At 40.8% G+C, this 18,404-nt stretch carries 20 protein-coding genes and 2 pseudogenes; 12 read left to right on the forward strand and 10 right to left on the reverse strand.

The window, feature by feature from the left end:
- The 3 genes and pseudogenes from Q1V93_RS07815 to Q1V93_RS07825 all read right to left on the reverse strand — a co-directional run.
- A pseudogene (locus tag Q1V93_RS07815) lies at positions 1-1,264 on the reverse strand (hypothetical protein); the annotation flags it as partial.
- On the reverse strand, positions 1,264-2,805 hold the full coding sequence (locus tag Q1V93_RS07820; protein WP_300663492.1) for a hypothetical protein: 1,542 nt from the start codon (positions 2,803-2,805) through the stop codon (positions 1,264-1,266). The gene Q1V93_RS07820 and the pseudogene Q1V93_RS07815, both read right to left, overlap by 1 nt.
- Complete coding sequence (locus Q1V93_RS07825) at positions 2,802-3,620, reverse strand: 3'(2'),5'-bisphosphate nucleotidase CysQ (protein ID WP_300663494.1); 819 nt, start codon at positions 3,618-3,620, stop codon at positions 2,802-2,804. Before Q1V93_RS07825 ends, Q1V93_RS07820 begins: the two co-directional genes overlap by 4 nt.
- Positions 3,621-3,875: 255 nt before the next feature.
- Between Q1V93_RS07825 and deoC the strand changes: the two genes are divergently transcribed.
- The 5 genes from deoC (at position 3,876) to Q1V93_RS07850 (ending at position 8,496) form a co-directional block, all read left to right on the forward strand.
- Positions 3,876-4,781, forward strand: a complete 906-nt coding sequence (gene deoC, locus Q1V93_RS07830) for a deoxyribose-phosphate aldolase (RefSeq protein ID WP_300663497.1) — start codon at positions 3,876-3,878, stop codon at positions 4,779-4,781.
- Between the two features lie 42 nt (positions 4,782-4,823).
- A complete protein-coding gene (locus Q1V93_RS07835) occupies positions 4,824-6,329 on the forward strand; it encodes an aldehyde dehydrogenase family protein (RefSeq protein ID WP_300663499.1) in 1,506 nt (501 codons plus the stop codon).
- Positions 6,330-6,439: 110 nt separating this feature from the next.
- Complete coding sequence (locus Q1V93_RS07840) at positions 6,440-7,321, forward strand: aldehyde dehydrogenase family protein (protein WP_300663501.1); 882 nt, start codon at positions 6,440-6,442, stop codon at positions 7,319-7,321.
- On the forward strand, positions 7,287-7,751 hold the full coding sequence (locus Q1V93_RS07845) for a hypothetical protein (protein ID WP_300663503.1): 465 nt from the start codon (positions 7,287-7,289) through the stop codon (positions 7,749-7,751). Before Q1V93_RS07840 ends, Q1V93_RS07845 begins: the two co-directional genes overlap by 35 nt.
- A gap of 13 nt (positions 7,752-7,764) precedes the next feature.
- On the forward strand, positions 7,765-8,496 hold the full coding sequence (locus Q1V93_RS07850; protein ID WP_300663505.1) for a class I SAM-dependent methyltransferase: 732 nt from the start codon (positions 7,765-7,767) through the stop codon (positions 8,494-8,496).
- On the opposite strand, the gene Q1V93_RS07855 is transcribed toward Q1V93_RS07850, so the two are convergent.
- Positions 8,486-8,923: a hypothetical protein gene (locus Q1V93_RS07855; protein WP_300663507.1), complete on the reverse strand. Its 438-nt coding sequence runs from the start codon at positions 8,921-8,923 to the stop codon at positions 8,486-8,488. The two genes, Q1V93_RS07850 and Q1V93_RS07855, sit on opposite strands and share 11 nt — an antisense overlap.
- Before the next feature lie 197 nt (positions 8,924-9,120).
- Here Q1V93_RS07855 and Q1V93_RS07860 point away from each other — a divergent pair, with 197 nt between their 5' ends.
- Positions 9,121-9,702: a hypothetical protein gene (locus Q1V93_RS07860; RefSeq protein WP_300663509.1), complete on the forward strand. Its 582-nt coding sequence runs from the start codon at positions 9,121-9,123 to the stop codon at positions 9,700-9,702.
- 148 nt (positions 9,703-9,850) lie between these two features.
- Here the strand turns inward: Q1V93_RS07860 and Q1V93_RS07865 are convergent, their stop codons facing one another.
- The 3 genes from Q1V93_RS07865 to gcvH form a co-directional block, all read right to left on the reverse strand.
- Positions 9,851-10,558, reverse strand: a complete 708-nt coding sequence (locus tag Q1V93_RS07865; RefSeq protein WP_300663510.1) for an energy transducer TonB — start codon at positions 10,556-10,558, stop codon at positions 9,851-9,853.
- The gene (locus Q1V93_RS07870; RefSeq protein WP_300663512.1) at positions 10,555-11,118 is read right to left on the reverse strand and encodes a hypothetical protein; all 564 of its coding nucleotides are present in this window, start codon (positions 11,116-11,118) and stop codon (positions 10,555-10,557) included. Before Q1V93_RS07870 ends, Q1V93_RS07865 begins: the two co-directional genes overlap by 4 nt.
- 114 nt (positions 11,119-11,232) lie before the next feature.
- Positions 11,233-11,610: a glycine cleavage system protein GcvH gene (gene gcvH, locus Q1V93_RS07875; RefSeq protein WP_300663514.1), complete on the reverse strand. Its 378-nt coding sequence runs from the start codon at positions 11,608-11,610 to the stop codon at positions 11,233-11,235.
- Between the two features lie 197 nt (positions 11,611-11,807).
- On the opposite strand from gcvH, the gene prfB reads away from it, so the two are divergent.
- Both prfB and arsC read left to right on the forward strand, forming a co-directional pair.
- Complete coding sequence (gene prfB / locus Q1V93_RS07880) at positions 11,808-12,890, forward strand: peptide chain release factor 2 (RefSeq protein ID WP_300663516.1); 1,083 nt, start codon at positions 11,808-11,810, stop codon at positions 12,888-12,890.
- A 93-nt stretch (positions 12,891-12,983) separates the two neighbouring features.
- Complete coding sequence (gene arsC / locus Q1V93_RS07885; protein WP_300663518.1) at positions 12,984-13,334, forward strand: arsenate reductase (glutaredoxin); 351 nt, start codon at positions 12,984-12,986, stop codon at positions 13,332-13,334.
- Positions 13,335-13,350: 16 nt separating this feature from the next.
- Here the strand turns inward: arsC and Q1V93_RS07890 are convergent, their stop codons facing one another.
- Together Q1V93_RS07890 and Q1V93_RS07895 are read right to left on the reverse strand one after the other, a co-directional pair.
- The gene (locus Q1V93_RS07890; protein ID WP_300663520.1) at positions 13,351-14,235 is read right to left on the reverse strand and encodes a T9SS type A sorting domain-containing protein; all 885 of its coding nucleotides are present in this window, start codon (positions 14,233-14,235) and stop codon (positions 13,351-13,353) included.
- Positions 14,236-14,326: 91 nt separating this feature from the next.
- Entirely contained in the window at positions 14,327-14,515 is a 189-nt protein-coding gene (locus Q1V93_RS07895) for a hypothetical protein (RefSeq protein ID WP_300663522.1), read from the reverse strand.
- Positions 14,516-14,587: 72 nt separating this feature from the next.
- Here Q1V93_RS07895 and Q1V93_RS07900 point away from each other — a divergent pair, with 72 nt between their 5' ends.
- From Q1V93_RS07900 to Q1V93_RS07910, 3 genes are all read left to right on the forward strand, one after another.
- The gene (locus Q1V93_RS07900) at positions 14,588-14,902 is read left to right on the forward strand and encodes a phosphoribosylpyrophosphate synthetase (RefSeq protein WP_300663523.1); all 315 of its coding nucleotides are present in this window, start codon (positions 14,588-14,590) and stop codon (positions 14,900-14,902) included.
- Positions 14,903-15,233: 331 nt separating this feature from the next.
- The gene (locus tag Q1V93_RS07905) at positions 15,234-16,643 is read left to right on the forward strand and encodes an arginine decarboxylase (RefSeq protein WP_300663525.1); all 1,410 of its coding nucleotides are present in this window, start codon (positions 15,234-15,236) and stop codon (positions 16,641-16,643) included.
- A gap of 232 nt (positions 16,644-16,875) precedes the next feature.
- A complete protein-coding gene (locus Q1V93_RS07910) occupies positions 16,876-17,253 on the forward strand; it encodes a hypothetical protein (RefSeq protein ID WP_124747067.1) in 378 nt (125 codons plus the stop codon).
- A 443-nt stretch (positions 17,254-17,696) separates the two neighbouring features.
- On the opposite strand, the gene Q1V93_RS07915 is transcribed toward Q1V93_RS07910, so the two are convergent.
- A complete protein-coding gene (locus Q1V93_RS07915) occupies positions 17,697-18,059 on the reverse strand; it encodes a hypothetical protein (protein WP_300663528.1) in 363 nt (120 codons plus the stop codon).
- Positions 18,060-18,152: 93 nt separating this feature from the next.
- Between Q1V93_RS07915 and Q1V93_RS07920 the strand changes: the two are divergent.
- A pseudogene (locus Q1V93_RS07920) lies at positions 18,153-18,404 on the forward strand (AAA family ATPase); the annotation flags it as partial.

Below are 18,404 nucleotides of genomic sequence, written 5' to 3' on the forward strand. Positions count from 1 at the left end.
TGTAAATATCACCCCCATAACTGATCGCTGAATTGTCGTAACCTTTTAAATAGAAGGAAGAAAATAAGGTCAGCTGGAAATTCTTAAACGGAATCTGAGCTGTTGCAAGCAATTCGGCAAAATTACTTCCCAAATAATGACCCAATGGCAAACCGAGAGAGCCGTTATTTTGCCCGCTTGAAATGTGCGAAAACGTATACGGGCGAACCAGGTTTCCTTCCAGTAAATACGACCACTTTTTAAATTGTCCTTTGATTCCCAATTGTGCACCGTATTTATTTGCCCACCATTTGGAGCGGTTTTTGATTTCTTTCAATACGAATTCATCCAACGGCAATTGAAAATAAACACAATGCTTTTTCGATCCGAAATAATAAGACGACTGAATGGCAAGCAAAACATTGTCGGTAGAACCCAAACTATATTCCTGCGGACGGAAGAAAACGAAAGGATTCAGGTATTCTACTTCGTATCCGCGCTTGTAAGTACTGTCTTTACCCTGAAACATGACCGATTCCAACAACATGATATTGAAATTGGATCCGATATTCAGACTCAGATAATGCGTTGTGTTGTATTTCCATTCGCGGGTTTTAGACGCGTAATTATTGTCGTGCATAAATTGGTACAAAAGACCGTATTCGAGATTCCAGAAGTTCACACGAAACTGCACGAACGGATTCGGTGCCACCTGGTCTCCCTGGATCAGTGAACGATAACCTTCTCCGAAAAATTGGTTGTCAATTCCGGTACTGATGTGCAGCATGTCGTTTGGCGTATAACCCAGGCGGGTGCGGATATCGGTAAACCAAAAAGAAGGGCGGTCCTGCAAAGGAGAAAATGCCACATGCGTTTGGGTGTAATCTTCCCTTAAACTCCATCCTGAAGTCAGCAAAGTCCGGTTATACCATTTTCCCCACGTTTTTTCAAAATTGAACCCGATAGCTGCGCGGTAACTCAGAGCAGTGTCGTATTGAAGATAACTATCTGTTGCAGGAAGGATGGCAAAACTTCGGTGACTTCCTTTCGGGCTGAATTTCGCATTGAAAATAGAAGTGTCTCCGTCAAAAACAAGCGTATCGGTATAACGCGAATCCGTTGTGTTAATTGGCGTGTAACGAATGAGCGGCTGAATGGAATGATGAATTGTTTCGGCAGAAGGAATATCCGGTTTCAGATTGAAATGACGGATGCGGTCAATCGTTCCCTGCGAAAAACTTAGTTTACAGATCAGAACAAATGCTATGAGGAAAGGAAAACGCATCAGAAGTCGAAATAATGATTGTTGAGAGCCGTTCGAAGCCCGATGTTAAACCAATAAGATTGTCCTTTTTGCAGCGGATTATCTAGCAGGCGCAATTTTGCAGAACCGAAAATTTCCAATCCGTAAGCACGATTGAAGTTGTAACCGATTTCCAGGTTTTCGTAAAACACGGTTTGATTCAGACTCGGATTGTTTTCATAAACCGGAAGCAGTTGTCTGTAATTATCGGATTGATTGAAATAATAATTCGTGGAAGAACTGATAAATAAATGATTCCACTCAGCCCGTAATCTCACCACCAGTTCATCTACTCCGGCTCCCATCGGATGACCGACCGGAAGGTTGAAATTGCTGTAATGAATTCTCGGGTTCGCGGCTTTGTAAGCATTTGCAGAAGTATGATTGTATTCTACGTGAATGAGGTAGTTGTGCGATTTGAAAGGCCAGTAGCGCAGACCAATTTGTCCCACATCACTTGATTTGGTATAGGGATTTCGTCCGTATTGTCCGTAAACCAGTAACTTCCAGATTCTCCAGTTGAAATCAAGACCGAGATAAGCATAACTCTTCCCGTTGATTCCTTCCTGGATCGTTGCCGCGCCCGGAATCGGAATATAAAAACCACCTTCCACGGCTTGTTTCTGAATGGAATCCCCCCTTGTCCAGGTTCCGCCTTCAATGAGTCCGATCCGGAGATGTTTGGTCGGCTGGTAATAAATGGCTCCGAGGCTGAGCGCTTTGCGTTCGTATAAAGCTTCTCCGTTGGTAGAAAAAGGAATCCGGAGCATATTCATTCCCTGCATACGGATCAGCTGGAAATTCCATTTTTCTCCCGGTGAATAGGAAACCCGGAAATTCATTGTCGGCAAAGAATTATCCGAATAGAGTACCGAGCGATAACCACTTCCGATGAAAACCGGGCTGTTTCCCACCGTCACGGCTAAATCCTTCAATACCTGCCATTGAATCATTCCCGTTGCATATGCATAATCGAAACCATTTGTCTTGAATGGTTTTGTTCGCGCTCCCCCCGGAATCACGGCATTGACCTGGTAATAACTGGAATCCGACACATTGGGGTAAAATTCCCCGCGATTGTTGACATATTGCTGTAAATAAGCAGGTAAAACGGCCTGGTTTTCATAAAAAGACCCGGAAAAGAAGACTTTGTTTTTCATGCTTCCCTCAATCCGGATTCCACGCACGTTTAAGTATTGACGCATGTTCGTATCGCCGCGTTCGGCTCCCAATTGCAGATCCAGGATCGGGCTGATCCAGATTGCACCTTCTTTTTTGACGAGTTGGATCAATTCGCGCTGATAGACAAAGTAGCCGACACTCGAATAGCGTTTCTTTTGTTCTTTCACGGTATGGTAATAATTCACCTGCACATCATTTACCGGAAAAACCGGAACGAATGAAGAATCGGTGAAAAATGAAACGTCCCTGAAATAACTTTCAATGGGTAAAACGCGGTATTGCTGTCCCCAAACCGGAACCATGAAGATCAATGAAAAAAAGAGTAGAAGTAGTAATTTCATTTTTTCAGTCGGTCGATAACAGCTTTTGATTTTACAATAAAATACGGGTTGTATAAATTTTCCTTGTTGTAAACGAGCGATTTTCCGGTTTCTGCATGCTCAACCGTTCCTCCGAGCGCTTCCACAATGGCTTGTCCGGCAGCAATATCCCATTCCATCGTTGGTGCAAATCTCGGATAAACATCCGCTTTTCCCAAAGCAATATCGAAAAATTTCAAAGCGCTGCCTTTCTTTACAAATTGGACTTCTCCGAATAATTCCCGCATCGACTGATTGAATTTCAGTTCTGTTCCGGAATGATGGGAACGGCTTCCGGCTATTTGAAGCGGATTGTTGACGTCGGTTTTGGGAGCAATCATTTTCCAGTTTTCGGGATCGTTGATCTTTTCAAAAGGAACTACCGCAGGAGAAACTCCTTTTCCACCGATGAGAATTTCTTCACTTACCGGAGATGCAATAAACCCCAATACCGGCTGATTTTTGTGAACCAACGCGATGCAAATAGCAAATTCATCATTCTTTTTAATGAACTCTTTGGTTCCATCCAGCGGGTCCACAATCCAGACACTTTTCCATTGTTTCCGGTCTTCAAAAGAAGAATTATGGATTTCTTCCATGATACTTGGAATCTCTGTTTGGTCGAGTGCTTTTTTGATAATGGCGTTTGAAAGTAAGTCGGCTTTTGTTACAGGACTTCCGTCCAGTTTAATTCCCGGATCGAAATCGGTTTGGTAGATTTGCATAATGGCTTCAGAAGCTTCAACACAAGCCTTTAGTACTGTTGGGATAAATGCGTGAAATTCTGAGGTAACCATTGGTTAAAAATAAATAGAAAAGAGGAAACAAGCTCAAAAAGTTTCTTTAGTTCGTGAAAAGATTTTTGCTGGAAATGCAGGTCTTAGGGATAAGTGTACGCTTATCCACCACATACCCGGGTAACAAATTCAAAAACACTCATTCTCGCAGACTAATTCCTTTTAGCAGGATTTCTTTCCGAAAATTAACAATCAATTAATTTCCTCTAAGTATCTTTGATTAAATCACATTCATCATACATGAATAAAAACAAAATGGTAAAAAACATCCCTGATTTCAAGCTTTCTCCTTCAGTAGATAAAGTAGGAGTAGAAGAGCGTGTGGCCCGGTTTCAAACACGAAGCATCAAGAACGAAGCTAAAATTCAGGGATTGAAATTGGTTCTGAATATGATTGACTTAACAACCCTCGAAGGAAAAGATACTCCGGGAAAGGTTCGTCAATTGTGTTACAAAGCACAGCATCTGCATGATGATTATCCGGGTTTGCCAACCGTTGCGGCAATTTGTGTCTATCCGACAATGGTAGCCGAAGCCAAAAAAGCATTGGGAAATTCCGGAATCAAAGTAGCATCTGTTTCAACAGCATTTCCAAGCGGACAGTCAACGCGCGAAATCAAACTGGCTGATACCCGCTTTGCGGTTGAAAATGGTGCAGATGAAATCGACATGGTGATTTCGAGAGGTAAATTCCTGGCCGGAGAATACGATTTTGTATTCGATGAAATTGCTGCGATCAAAGAAGCTTGCGGAAAAGCCCGTTTGAAAGTCATCCTGGAAACCGGAGAATTGGCATCATTGGATCAGGTGCGGAGAGCGAGCGATATTGCGATGTATGCCGGCGCAGATTTTATCAAGACATCAACCGGAAAAATTCAGCCCGCTGCAACGATGCAGGTAACATATACGATGCTTTGTGCGATCAAGGATTTTTATCTCAAAACAGGAGTGAAAGTAGGAATGAAACCGGCTGGTGGAATTTCTTCTTCGAAACTGGCATTGCACAATTTGGTCATGGTAAAAGAAACACTTGGAAACGAGTGGTTGAGCAATGAATGGTTCCGTTTCGGAGCAAGTTCATTGGCAAATGATGTACTGATGCAGTTGGTGAAACAACAAACCGGGCATTATCAAAGCGCAGATTATTTTTCAATAGATTAATTTTTAGTTTCCCCCTTTGGAGGGGGACAAAGGGGGAGGAAAATGGCAAAACATAAAAAAAGCGACAACTTCGATAAAGGACAAATAAAAAATGCATTCGACTTCAACGGAGGATGGGATTACAGCCCGAGTCCGGAAAGTACAAGTCACGTGAAGCTGAAAGAGCGTTACGAATTATACATCGACGGGAAATTTGTTGCTCCTGATTCAGGGAAATACTTTCAAACGACCAATCCGGCTACGGAAAAAGTGTTGGCGGAAGTAGCTCATGCAAATGAGGCGGATGTCGAAAAAGCAGTTTCAGCAGCACGCTTAGCTTACGAAACAGTTTGGTCCAAATTGTCGGCAAAAGAACGCGGAAAATACATTTACAGAATTGCCCGTTTGATGCAGGAAAGAGCCAGAGAACTGGCTGTTGTGGAAACATTGGACGCCGGAAAAACCATTCGGGAATCCCGCGATGTGGATGTTCCCTTGGCATGCAACCATTTCTTTTATTATGCCGGTTGGGCAGATAAACTAGAATATGCTTTTCCAAACCGGAAAGTGAGTTCTTTGGGGGTTGCCGGACAAATCATTCCGTGGAATTTCCCCTTGCTGATGGCTGCTTGGAAAATTGCTCCTGCATTGGCAGCCGGAAATACGGTAGTACTGAAACCTGCGGAAACGACACCACTTACAGCGATGCTTTTGGCAGAAATTATTCATGAAAGCGGACTTCCTGCCGGGGTCGTGAATATTCTGACAGGTTATGGTGATACCGGAGCAGCAATTGTGAATCACCCGGATGTGAATAAAGTGGCCTTTACCGGTTCCACAAACGTTGGAAAAATCATTCAGAAAGCAGTTGCCGGGACAGGAAAAAAACTGACACTGGAATTAGGCGGAAAATCAGCAAACATTGTTTTTGAAGACGCACCGATTGATCAGGCAGTTGAAGGAATTGTAAACGGAATCTTCTTTAATCAAGGGCATGTGTGCTGCGCAGGTTCAAGATTGTTTGTACAGGAATCCGTTGCAGATGAAGTGATCCGGAAGTTGAAAGACCGTTTGGATACGCTGTATGTCGGAGATCCTTTGGATAAGAATACGGATATCGGAGCAATCAATTCCAGGGAACAATACGAATCGATTCGGAAATACATCGAAATCGGCAAGAAAGAAGGCGCGGAAATGTATGAAAGCAAATGCTCGCTTCCAAAGAACGGATTGTTTATTCGTCCTACCTTGTTTACGGATGTGGCGCAATCGAGCAGAATCGCGCAGGAAGAAATTTTCGGACCGGTACTCACGATCCAGACCTTCAGAACCATTGATGAGGTGATTCAGAAAGCAAATAATTCGCCATACGGTTTAGCGGCAGGAGTTTGGACAGATAAAGGTTCCAGAATCTTCAATTTAACAACCAAATTGAGAGCCGGCGTTGTTTGGGCAAATACGTACAATAAATTCGACCCGACATCACCTTTCGGAGGATACAAAGAAAGCGGTTTCGGAAGAGAAGGAGGTTTGCAGGGACTGGGAGCTTATTTGAAAGTGGAAAATTGAAAAGAGAGTAGAATTATCCTCCCCCTCGGTCCCCCTCCAAAGGGGGAAGCGGATTGAATCTCCCTCTTTGGAGAGGGATAAAGGGAGAGGAAAAACAAGATTTACAAACTATGTCAAGATTGGAAATACTAAAAACATACAAAATCTTCATTGGCGGACAGTTCCCCAGAACGGAATCAGGAAGATATTACACACCGCTGGACAAAAAGGGGCAACCCTTGGCGAACATGTGCTTGTCGTCGCGGAAAGACTTTCGGAATGCAGTTGTAGCAGCCCGGAAAGCATTCGGATCCTGGTCGGAAAGAGCTGCGTTTAATCGCGGACAAATCCTTTACCGGATTGCGGAAATGCTGGAAGGACGAAAAGTTCAGTTTGTGGAAGAATTGGTCAAACAAGGAAGTTCGGAAGCGAAAGCGAAACAGGAAGTGGAATCGGCAATAGATCGTTGCGTGTATTACGCAGGTTGGTGCGACAAATACCAGCAGGTTTTCAGCTCAGTAAATCCGGTGGCAAGCAGTCACTTCAATTTTTCCGCTTTGGAACCCATGGGAGTTGTTGGAATTATTGCTCCGCAGACAAACAGTTTGATCGGTTTGGTTTCAACAATTTTACCGGTCATTGCCGGAGGAAACACCTGTATTGTTCTGGCAGCTGAAAATGTGCCTTTATGCTCCATTACTTTTGCGGAAGTGTTGGCGACATCAGATCTTCCGGGCGGTGTAGTGAATATTCTGACCGGAACAGAGAAAGAACTTTTGGAGCAATTCCATAGCCACATGGATGTGAATGCGGTTATTTATGCCGGAGGAAATGCCGAAAACGCAAAAGCGATCGAAGCCGGAGCAGATTGCAATGTGAAACGGGTATTTGTTTACGAGAAAGATTTCACAAAGGAAGCAGACGAAAGCCCATATTATATCACAGATTTGCAGGAATTAAAAACAACCTGGCACCCGATTGAACAAATTGGCGGAGCGACGAGTAGTTATTAAAAACGGAAGGTTGTTTATTACACCGAAAATACAAGAGTCAATTGTGGGATTCAATGCGATTTGGGTTGTTTTTCATTTGATTTATTTTGCTATTTATTACAGTAAATACAGTAGCTGTTTTCATAAGTTAAGTTCGTTGGATCTTTTGAAGAAAATAGATCTGGTTGATAAAGAAGTTATTAATTCTCGAAAGGAGATTATCTGGAAGAAGATTAAAAAGCTGCGTCGAATTTCTTATTTTCCAACATTAGCAATCGCCATTTTGCATCTTGGGAGTTTATATATTTTTTGGCATAATGAGATTTTTACTCAGTATTACTCAAGCGTAATCTACATGCTGATTGGTGGATTGATATTTATTCTTTTAGCAAATGAAATAAAAGGAGCTAAAGTTTTAGATGATAATGTAGATTCCGACTTCTGGATTTGAAAAGATTCCGACCATGAAAGACAACTTCTCTCATAATTCCCAAAATTACGCACAATTTCGTCCTTCATACCCGGATGAAGTGTTTACTTTCCTGGAAACCGTTCTGAATGGAAGAAAGCGGGCGTGGGATTGCGCCACGGGAAGCGGACAGGTTGCGATAAAGCTTGCAGGTTTGTTTGATGAAGTTCAGGCAACGGATTTGAGCGAAAATCAATTGAAAAATGCGGTTTCGAATCCGAAAATTCATTATTCGCAACAGCTTGCGGAGCAAACGTCTTTCCCTGAAAACTGTTTCGATTGTGTCACGGTTGGACAAGCGATTCACTGGTTTGATTTTGAAAAGTTCTACCGGGAAGTCAACCGGACTTTAAAGCCGAATGGAATTTTTGCCGTGCTTGGATATGGAAATATCAGCACAAATAATGACGAAGTTCAGAAATGGATTGAACAGTTGTATCGGGGAGTTTTGAATGACTATTGGGATCCGGAGCGAAAATACATTGATGAAAAATATCAGACCATTCCGTTTCCTTTTGAAGAAATAGCCTGTCCTGAATTTCAAATCCGGGACACCTGGAATCGAGAGCAGCTTTTGGGCTATTTGAATACCTGGTCGGCAGTGAAACATTATACCGACAAGCATCAGCAAAATCCGGTCGAAACAATATCAGATCATCTTCCCGTTTTTGATTTGATTCAGATCACGTTCCCGATTTTAATGAGAGCAGGGAAATCTAGCGATTAATTTCAAGTATGCGAATAGCAGGATTCACTTGTTGCAGTGTTTGAATAAAGAATTTCTGCTTGTTGAAAGTGATGGAAAAATGAACTTCCTTTAATTGGTCGTTCGTAAAGTAAATGGTTGTTTCGGTTCCTCTTATTTCGATACCCCGAATCTCAGAAACCTGGACTTTATGAACTGCTCCGAAAAGAACTGCCAATCCTGAAAAGGGTAAAAAAGTTCGAATCCAAAGCTCCTGATCAGTCAATACAACTTCTAAAATATTTCGATAGGTTCCCGTTAATCCATTTGTTCTTCCGGATAGAAAACGTTCCCGGAATAGCACATGGACAGAATTAATCTTTGGAAAGACAGGCGATTTCCTGATTCCAAGGATGGTCAGGAGAAAGTAAATTCCGATTGAAATGGATATAGGATATATGGGGTTCATGAGTGTTTTTTACAAAAATACGGATTATTCAATTTCGTCATTTCGAAACCTGTTTTTTCATTTTGAAAAATTTTCACATATTTTTTCATTTTGAAACAAGTACTTCAACCTATTGATAAATAAGGAGTTTAGGCCTGTTTTGTTCATTGTGGCACAACCGTTGCCTTTGGTTAAGCGAACCAATAAAAAATGGAATCATGGAAAAGATGAAATTAAAAAACCTGTTTCTAATCGGGATGATTGCAACAGGATTAATGGCAGCAACGCCTTCTTTTGCCGGAAACACGGAAGGTTCAATAGAAGGTAACCGATTCTTGCATCGCAAAGAGTACAAAGACATGAAAGCAACCATGTCGCGAATCGAAAAAGATCGGGAACGAATTGCATTTCACAAAGCTGAATTCAAGAAAAACAAGGACGCAGATTTGGTCATCGAATCGCATATGAGTAAGAAAGAATTCCTGAAAGCAAAAGCGGATTTGAAACGTGATAAAAAATACTTGCGTATTGACAAACGCGATTTGCAATCCGACCAGCAAGAAGCAATCCGACAATCAAATGCGGAACGTAGAGAAGTGAAAAAGGAATTGCGATCAGCTAAAAAAGAGTTGCGTAAAGATACACGTCAGGGAAATACCGCAGATTTGAAAAAAGATGCTGCACAGGTAGAATATCTGACACTCAAAAAAGAGTTGAAAGCAAAACAATCCGAGGCATTGAAAGATGATGTTTATGCATTCTTTATTTATCTCGACGATGAAATTAGTGACGTTGTTTAATAGTAGCAGATTAAACACATAAATCGGGGCTGTAGATAGGGGACAGCCCCTTTTTTAGTTCATTTTTTTTGCGTGATTTTGCAAAAATGTCGATTCGTAATATTGCGAATTGCAAAATCGAATGTGAAATTCGTCAAAACCCCATTTTTCATGTAAGTCTGAAAGAGAGAGGTAGAAGGTAAATAATAGGAACCGCTACTCCATTTGAAGTTGCAGGAACGAACTTGGGAAGGGTTTTTATAAAGCGAAAAGCTTCCTTATCAAGAATGTATTCTACTCCCTTTTGAACTTCTATACAGGTAATGCTCCCGTCTGCTTCCACTACAAACGAAATAAATACTTTGCCTTCAGCTCCGATCTCAACTGCTTTTTGAGGATATATCAAATGTTCGCTGATAAATTTGACCAAGAGATTATGTCCAGCTGAATCACCCGGAAAATAAGCCTCTGAATCAATTTTCCGGATTCCGGATTTCATTAAATCCTCTTTTTTCGTCCCGGTGCAAGTGCTGAGTTGTTCTGATTTGAATTCCTCCAGTATTTTTTTCAGAGTTTGTGGGGTGATTTTTTCAAAGATTGGTTTGAAGGAAACCTTTTTAGAGAATTTTAGATCATTTTGAACGATTGTCTCAAAATCAGGATGCTTAATTATCAATGGACCTTTTTGATCATGGGGGCAATTGAAATGACCGTTTGTATCAAATCTTCCCAATACTTCGTCATTATAATAAACAACAAATTCACTTTTGTTGTAACCATAATAATCCGCATCTCCTGAAAGAACAAGTACTCCTGTTTTTTGCAGAAAGCTAACAAATGGAATTAAGGTGGTAATTAAGATTAATTGGAGTTTCATTTCTTCACCCGTTTCAAGGTAAACGGCTCCACGTGAATCAAATCACTCGCGTAATATTTATCAATCTTGGAATCGTCAATCGTTACAATGTAAGAATCAGTAATTTCACCCGTTTCTTCATCTACACTGGAATCGGTGGAAACCTTCGAGAAGAAAGGCTGCATTTGTTCTGCAGTTACTCCGGATTTTGCGTTCATTGAATGAAGCTCCAAATCCTTTCCTTTCATAATCACTTTAAACACATTCAATGCAGGCTCTTTCCCCATGCACAGGTAATATTGTTTCCCAAGCTTGGTAATAGAAATAGAATCGTTGATTTTCATGTGAGAATCACCTTCTCCGTTGGATGTTACTAATTCGGTTGGAGTAATCCGGACAGTTGTTTTCATCTCCGTACCTTCCATCATGCCCTGGAAACTTTCAGGATAAATCAATTCATAAGAACCGATCATGGATTTCGGGAATGTTTTTTCCGGTTTACCGGGAGCATTTGTTGAAGTAACAATGGTGCAAGAATGAAGAAAAAAGAACATTCCTGCTATATACAACGCTATTTTCATGGTTCGTTTTTTTGTGAAGTTACGGATTTAACCAGTTATTTAAGGTTTAGTTGCAAAAAAAGCCCATCAGTCAAGCGACTGTGAGCTTTCAAATTTATGATAGTCCTGATCGGATTAACCGATCAATGCCTGGTACCCTGCTGCGTCCAATAAACCGTCAACTTCAGAAGGATTCGTCATTTTTACTTTGATCATCCAACCGTCACCGTAAGGATCTGTGTTAACTGCTTCCGGATTTGACTCCAAACCTTCATTAAACGCGATGATTTCTCCTGAAACCGGCATGAACAGATCAGAAACCGTTTTTACAGCTTCTACCGAACCGAAAACTTCTTCATGATCAAAAGTTTCACCTACTGTCTCGATTTCCACATAAACGATATCACCTAACTCGCCTTGAGCGAAATCCGTAATACCAATTGTTGCAACATCACCTTCAACACTTACCCACTCGTGGTCTTTCGTGTATTTTAAATTTGCTGGAATATTCATCTTGTTCTTTATTTAAAGTCTTATTTTCCTTTTCTCGATGCAAATGTAATTTTTTTTGAGTACTAAAAAAGAAGAGCGTTGTTCTTTATCGCTTTTCAACTCGAACTTTTCACATTTCAGCGCTTTCTTTTAAACTTTTCAATTTCCAATCCGCGCTTTTCAATTTTACATTATCCATTTTCAATTACTTTTGTGGTATGGTAAACAGTGACCAACTCAAAGAAATCAATCAACGCATTACAGCAATTGCGAACTATTTAAAGATTCCCGAAAAGGAAATGCAATTGCGTGAAGCTGAATTGAAAACGCAGGACCCCGGTTTCTGGGATGATCCGAAGAAGGCAGAAGTGGAAATGAAAACGATCCGTGGATTGAAATTCTGGATCGAATCCTATAAGGTGTTGAAAGCTCAGGCTGACGATTTGGAAGTCTTGATTGAATTTGTGAAAGAAGGCGCTGCCGAAGAATCGGAATGCGATGATGCATACAAAAATTTGCTTTCTACGGTAGAAGAAGTGGAGCTAAAGAACATGCTTTCCGGAGAAGAAGACGCATTGAGTGCCGTGATCCAGATTACTGCAGGTGCAGGAGGTACGGAAGCGTGCGACTGGGCAGGAATGCTCATGAGGATGTATCTGATGTGGGCTGAGAAAAGCAAGTACAAAGTAAAAGAACTCAACTTCCAGGAAGGCGATGTTGCCGGAATCAAAACAGTAACATTGGAAATCGAAGGTGAATTTGCATTCGGTTACCTGAAAGGTGAAAACGGAATCCATCGCTTGGTACGGGTGAGTCCATACAATTCACAAGGAAAACGAATGACCTCGTTTGCTTCGGTATACGTTTATCCTTCCGTGGATGATACGATTGAAATTTATGTCAATCCTGCAGACATTACCTTCGAAACATTTCGTTCGGGAGGTGCCGGTGGACAGAACGTAAACAAAGTCGAAACAGCTGTTCGTTTGCGACATGCCCCATCCGGAATTATCATCGAAAACTCCGAATCGCGCTCGCAATTAGCCAATAAGGAAAAAGCAATGCAGTTGCTTCGTTCCCAGTTATACGAAATCGAGTTGCGGAAACGTGCCGAATCCAGAGAACAAATCGAAGCCGGGAAGAAAAAAATCGAATGGGGATCCCAGATCAGAAGTTACGTATTGGATGACCGCCGTGTGAAAGATCACCGGACAGATTATACCGTAAACGACCCGGATAAAGTATTGGACGGCGATTTACTTCCCTTCCTGAAATCTTATTTGATGATGTACGGTAACTAATTGAAAGTGTAGAATGGAGTTCCGATGGCTATCGGAATGAAAAGTCTTTCCTTCTTCCTCTTGTCAATTTTACATTTTCAATTCTCAATTTTGATGAAAACAATCATATACCATAACACCCGCTGCTCGAAAAGCAGAGAAGGTCTTTGTATCCTGGAAGAATTGGGTGCAGATATCGAAATACGGGATTATTTGCTGGTTCCGCCAACGTATGAAGAATTGGATAATTTGTTGAAGTTGCTGAAAGCAAAACCACTGGATATTATTCGTCAGAAAGAAGAAATTTTCCAGGAGAAATACCTGGGAAAAAAACGGACACGGAAACAATGGATTCAGTCAATGATGAAATATCCGATTTTGATTGAACGACCAATTGTTGTGAAAGGAGACCAGGCAATAGTAGGCAGACCTCCGGTTCTCATCAAAGATCTGCTTTCTAAATAATATTCGTAATTCTCCCTTAATCCCTGATCAGCCGCTCTTTAAACGTCCCCGATCCGGTAAATACTTCAACCATGTAAATTCCTTTCGGCAATTCGGAAACAGTTAACCACGCTTTGTTATCTTCTATTGAATAATTCAGGTCAATGACCTGACCAATTGAATTGACCAATCGGATAGCTTCAATCGGGAAAGGACTTTCAACCTGTGTTTTAAACGAAGCAGGATTGGGAGCAATGCAAAGTTGCTGCTTATTCAACTCCCCGATACCTGTAGTGGAATTGGTATATTGTACCGAGTCGCAAGAGATGCAGCCGAAATTTCCGCCAGTTACCAGATTGGTAAGAATACAGCAAAAGAATTTATTGGAAGGATTGGCAGGACCGGGTGTATAAACAATGTTTGTTGCGGGAGCAAGATAAGGCTGGTATTGACTTTGTCCGTTTCCGTCCGTCCATGTAACATACTGACTGGCAATAAGGAATGGAGGCATCGTTGAAATTAATTGAACGGAAACCTGGTTTGGACCGTTCAGATTGGAAACAAATTGGGAAAAGCATGGAAAAGGAACCTGTAGCATGGCCGTGTCGGAAGAACAGGTTGTGCATCCAAGCATGTCAGTCATACACAATTGGTAAATCACGCAGCCATAATTATTCTGAAGTGTCGTGGCATCTATCGTAATACTGTCTCCTCCGGGATGCGTTGTAAATGGAACCGATGACCCATTTCCGTCAGTGACCGTCCAGGAAAAAACAAAAGGACCGGCTCCTGTAATATTTACCGCATTGAGTACATAATCGTAAGTACTTAACAAACTGTCGTTTACTTCCACGCTGCATTGCGCTTGCGAAGAAGAAAGAAATCCCAAAGTAAAGGAAATCCCAAGTAGTAATTTTTTCATGTTGAGTGTCTTTCTAATTATGTAGAAGACGGGTTGGAGTTCTCGTAAGTTGCCTTAAACCGGTTTTGTGTACGACAGAAGTATCAGTCAATCAGGTGATTTGCCCCCTGGATTCATACGGTTCTGCAATGAAAGAACCCTGGATAATCCAATAGTAAACCAATAATAAAGTATCAATATCCCATAAATAAGGCATAGATATAGCGATGATTGTACCTGTTTTAAACAAAGTAAACGAATTATAAACAGCATAGCTTCCCAACCTTCTCCCTTCAATCACCTTTCCTTTCCTGATAATTCTCCCGATTCGTAATTTTTTCCCTATCTTTAATGAGATTCAAAAAGAAAAGCGATGACACGGAGTTATGAAACGGTAAGCGAAGCGGTAAATGATTTGAAGAAGCGCGGATACACGGCAAATTTGAGTTTGGAGGCCGAAAAAGAGTGTTTGATCTCTGATTCCCCGTTCGCGGAATTATCTCCGGAGCAATTCTCCATTGATGAGGTTCATCGTTTTGAAGGAATGACCGATCCGGGTGATGAAATGATTGTTTACGCAATCTCTTCCCACGATAATTCGATCAAAGGAGTCGTGGTAAATGCCTTCGGAATCTATTCTTCCCACCGTTCGAATCGTTTGGTGGAACACCTGACAAAGAATTCTTAAAAACCATTTTCAGTTCTCTCCCGGAATTGTACCGTAAAAGTGATGATTTTTCGTTGTGTTTTTTCCTGTGAAATCCGGCCCCGGAATGTCAGAGCGCTGAACGGCGTTAACTACTTAAAATCAGGTAGTTTATCTGCTTGAAAAAATCAAAGAAAGAGCCGTTCGAAAAAGTTGAATCCTCCGATTGAATCTTTGAGATACAATTTTTGATTTTTTACAAGTCACTTTTCAATCTTTCCCCTACATTTGCACCGAATTATCGTTGGAATAATTAGGTTGGTTTTAAAACTTTTAAGAAAGATTTCCGTAGGAGGAGCGCAACGTGTAGCGAATGAGAACAAAATACATTGACCTTATCGATCAAACTTTTGATTTTCCGCAAGATGAATTTCACTTGAGAGAAGATCGTTTGATGTTTCATGGTATTGATCTGATGCGATTAATTGAAGAATATGGAACCCCGTTAAAATTCAATTATCTGCCCCAGATTTCTCATAATATCCAACGAGCCAAGGGATGGTTTCGTGAAGCCATGAACAACTTAGGCTATTCAGGAAACTATTATTATTCTTACTGTACCAAAAGTTCCCATTTTTCCTTTGTGCTGGATGAGGTTCTGAAAAACGACGTACATATCGAAACATCTTCTGCTTTTGATATTGATATCGTTAAAAATGTGTTGAATGCAGGAAAGCTAAAAGAAGGAAGTTACGTGATTTGTAACGGATTTAAGCCTCCGAAATACATTCAAAATATTGCAGAGCTGATTGAAGACAAACGTTTGAACGTCATTCCGGTGGTAGATAACACAGCTGAAATTCATGAATTGATTGCAGCTACCGGAGAAAATGAACTGAAAATCGGAATCCGGATCGCATCGGAAGAAGAACCGAAATTCGAATTTTATACCTCGCGTTTAGGAATCCGTTACCGCGAAATTGTTCCGTTCTATAAAGCGTTTATCCAGGATAATCCACGTGTACAGATCAAAATGCTTCACTTTTTCATCAATACGGGAATCAACGATACATCGTATTACTGGAACGAATTAACGAAGTGTTTGCGCATCTATTCCGATTTGAAAAAAGTGTGTCCAACTCTGGATTCATTGAATATCGGCGGTGGTTTCCCCATTAAGAAATCATTGGCTTTCGACTTCGATTACGCATACATGGTTCGTGAAATCCTCATGCAGGTGAAACGTGTGTGTGCAGATAACGATATTCCGGAGCCGAATATTTATACGGAATTCGGATCCTTTACAGTTGGAGAAAGCGGTGGAGCAATCTTCAATGTCCTGCATCAGAAACAACAAAATGACCGGGAAAAATGGAACATGATCGACAGTTCTTTCATGACCAATCTTCCGGATACCTGGGCAATTAATCAGCGCTTCATCATGCTGGCAATTAATCGCTGGAACGACGATTACGAGCGCGTTCTTTTGGGTGGATTGACTTGTGATTCAGACGATTATTACAATTCGGAGCAGCATTCAAATGCCATTTATCTTCCGAAATTCGACAAGAATAAACCGCTCTATATCGGATTCTTTAATACGGGAGCTTACCAGGAAACAATCGGAGGATACGGAGGTTTAAAACACTGCCTCATTCCCGAACCGAAACACGTACTCATTCAGCGCGATGAACATGGTAAAATCGTGACTGAATTGTTTTCTGAGGAGCAGACTGCAGATGACTTTATGCGAATTCTTGGTTACAGACAACAAAAGTCCTAAATCGAATTAGTGAATATACTTCTAGGTTTTTAGTTGAGAATGTTGTATTTTTCAAGTTTTATAAGGATCACGGTTAATTATTTCAAAATCAATTGATTTAATGATTGTTGAATTGCTAAACAAAATAAAAAGCATAATTAATTGAATTTTAAACATAGTTTACTAAAAGTTTACAGTATTTTTGCAAACTCTTTTAAGAAACGTAAACGAAAAATAACAAATTAAGGTAAGAATGACAACACATATTCAGACCATTTACACCGAAGACAAAACCCCGTTTGCTGACACTGTAAATTCTTGGTTACAAGGACTAGGCTTTCAAGTTTTGCCATTTCAGGAAAATGATGATCTGATTGAGAAAATTGACGCCGTTGTTATTTTTCATGATAATCACAATTTTGATAAGCGCACAGCAGAGCTTCGCGATTTATTCGAAGTTCACCAGGCTCCGATCCATAAAATTGATTTGAGCGGAACAATGAACGTAGCATTATCTCATCTTTCTTTATTCTTCGACCGTACTAAATGCAAAGACGTATTGGTAATTGGTTGTGAAGGAGTGAAGGATCATCCGAAAATGGAGCTTTTCAAAGAGAAGTGGAACTTGTAAGGAATTTAGAAATTTCAAAATAATCGAAGGACGACATCATGTCGTCCTTTTTTGTTACATCTTTTGGTGGAAATGACAACATCGTATTTCCTCCCCCTTCGTCCCCCTCCAAAGGGGGAAACAAAACAGAGCTTCGATAAGAATGAATTTCACAACTGGTTTGAATTGCTTTTTGGACTGTAATCTTGTACATTCAAGAGGATTTAAAAAGCTCCCCCTTTGGAGGGGGACGAAGGGGGAGGACAGAGGAAGATAAAGACGGACAGATCAAAAACAACTTTAATAACCCCTTCCATCATCAATCCCCCAAATTCCCCGATGAAATCCTAAAAAATAATCTAACATTGCAACAAATTAATAACAGGATCAATAAAATCTGCTGTTCACTCAATCCTGAAAATTCGTGGCAATATTTACGCATCTTACAAAACACAACGGTTAAATCACCTTACATAATCCTGCTTCAAAACCAGCATATACTGATCATTTTCCAGTTTCGAATACCCTTGTTCGTAACAAAAGAAATACGTATTTCCCTTTTGAGTTTGATACGTATTCGTATAGTAATGAAAGTTAAACCCTTCTTCCGCAAGCGTAATGGCATCAACAGTTCTTTTACCTGTTGGGTTTAAATGTTCTAAAATGCGCCGGTTTTTCCTCAGAATATTATTGATCCGGCGAACGTATTTCGTAGCATCCTCATTCAAGCGGTTGTTATACGTATTTCTGCAATAATCCGAACAAAACTTCTGGTCCTTCCGACCGCTTAGCTTCATTCCGCATTCCAGGCAAACTCGTTCTTCCATAGTGATATATTGAAACAATGTTAACATTAATTAACAGCATTTACAAAGCCCAAAGAACATTCTTTCACATATTTGCGACCTTAGGCTCAAACTATGATGGACATACCTAATTTATCTCCTTCCGAACAATTGCAAGTAGTTGCAAATGAGATTAAAACGGAAGGATTGAAATACGATTTATTGCGTCGTGAGATCGGAAAAGTGATCGTCGGACAGGAGAACATGGTTCGAAGTCTGTTGATTGCCTTGCTGGCTGACGGACACGTTTTGTTGGAAGGAGTTCCGGGATTGGCAAAAACATTGGCTATCCGAACACTTTCAAGTGCTGTTTCAGCAGATTTTTCA

This window comes from Fluviicola sp. (assembly GCF_030151805.1).
GTDB lineage: Bacteria > Bacteroidota > Bacteroidia > Flavobacteriales_D > Crocinitomicaceae > Fluviicola.

What these genes read in the sequence shown, in the direction of transcription:
- Q1V93_RS07820 (WP_300663492.1), bottom strand. Translation starts at nt 2,805, where the DNA reads ATGAAATTACTACTTCTACTCTTTTTTTCATTGATCTTCATGGTTCCG.
- Q1V93_RS07825 (WP_300663494.1), bottom strand. Translation starts at nt 3,620, where the DNA reads ATGGTTACCTCAGAATTTCACGCATTTATCCCAACAGTACTAAAGGCT.
- deoC (WP_300663497.1), top strand. Translation starts at nt 3,876, where the DNA reads ATGGTAAAAAACATCCCTGATTTCAAGCTTTCTCCTTCAGTAGATAAA.
- Q1V93_RS07835 (WP_300663499.1), top strand. Translation starts at nt 4,824, where the DNA reads ATGGCAAAACATAAAAAAAGCGACAACTTCGATAAAGGACAAATAAAA.
- Q1V93_RS07840 (WP_300663501.1), top strand. Translation starts at nt 6,440, where the DNA reads ATGTCAAGATTGGAAATACTAAAAACATACAAAATCTTCATTGGCGGA.
- Q1V93_RS07850 (WP_300663505.1), top strand. Translation starts at nt 7,765, where the DNA reads ATGAAAGACAACTTCTCTCATAATTCCCAAAATTACGCACAATTTCGT.
- Q1V93_RS07855 (WP_300663507.1), bottom strand. Translation starts at nt 8,923, where the DNA reads ATGAACCCCATATATCCTATATCCATTTCAATCGGAATTTACTTTCTC.
- Q1V93_RS07860 (WP_300663509.1), top strand. Translation starts at nt 9,121, where the DNA reads ATGGAAAAGATGAAATTAAAAAACCTGTTTCTAATCGGGATGATTGCA.
- Q1V93_RS07865 (WP_300663510.1), bottom strand. Translation starts at nt 10,558, where the DNA reads ATGAAACTCCAATTAATCTTAATTACCACCTTAATTCCATTTGTTAGC.
- Q1V93_RS07870 (WP_300663512.1), bottom strand. Translation starts at nt 11,118, where the DNA reads ATGAAAATAGCGTTGTATATAGCAGGAATGTTCTTTTTTCTTCATTCT.
- gcvH (WP_300663514.1), bottom strand. Translation starts at nt 11,610, where the DNA reads ATGAATATTCCAGCAAATTTAAAATACACGAAAGACCACGAGTGGGTA.
- prfB (WP_300663516.1), top strand. Translation starts at nt 11,808, where the DNA reads ATGGTAAACAGTGACCAACTCAAAGAAATCAATCAACGCATTACAGCA.
- arsC (WP_300663518.1), top strand. Translation starts at nt 12,984, where the DNA reads ATGAAAACAATCATATACCATAACACCCGCTGCTCGAAAAGCAGAGAA.
- Q1V93_RS07890 (WP_300663520.1), bottom strand. Translation starts at nt 14,235, where the DNA reads ATGAAAAAATTACTACTTGGGATTTCCTTTACTTTGGGATTTCTTTCT.
- Q1V93_RS07900 (WP_300663523.1), top strand. Translation starts at nt 14,588, where the DNA reads ATGACACGGAGTTATGAAACGGTAAGCGAAGCGGTAAATGATTTGAAG.
- Q1V93_RS07905 (WP_300663525.1), top strand. Translation starts at nt 15,234, where the DNA reads ATGAGAACAAAATACATTGACCTTATCGATCAAACTTTTGATTTTCCG.
- Q1V93_RS07910 (WP_124747067.1), top strand. Translation starts at nt 16,876, where the DNA reads ATGACAACACATATTCAGACCATTTACACCGAAGACAAAACCCCGTTT.
- Q1V93_RS07915 (WP_300663528.1), bottom strand. Translation starts at nt 18,059, where the DNA reads ATGGAAGAACGAGTTTGCCTGGAATGCGGAATGAAGCTAAGCGGTCGG.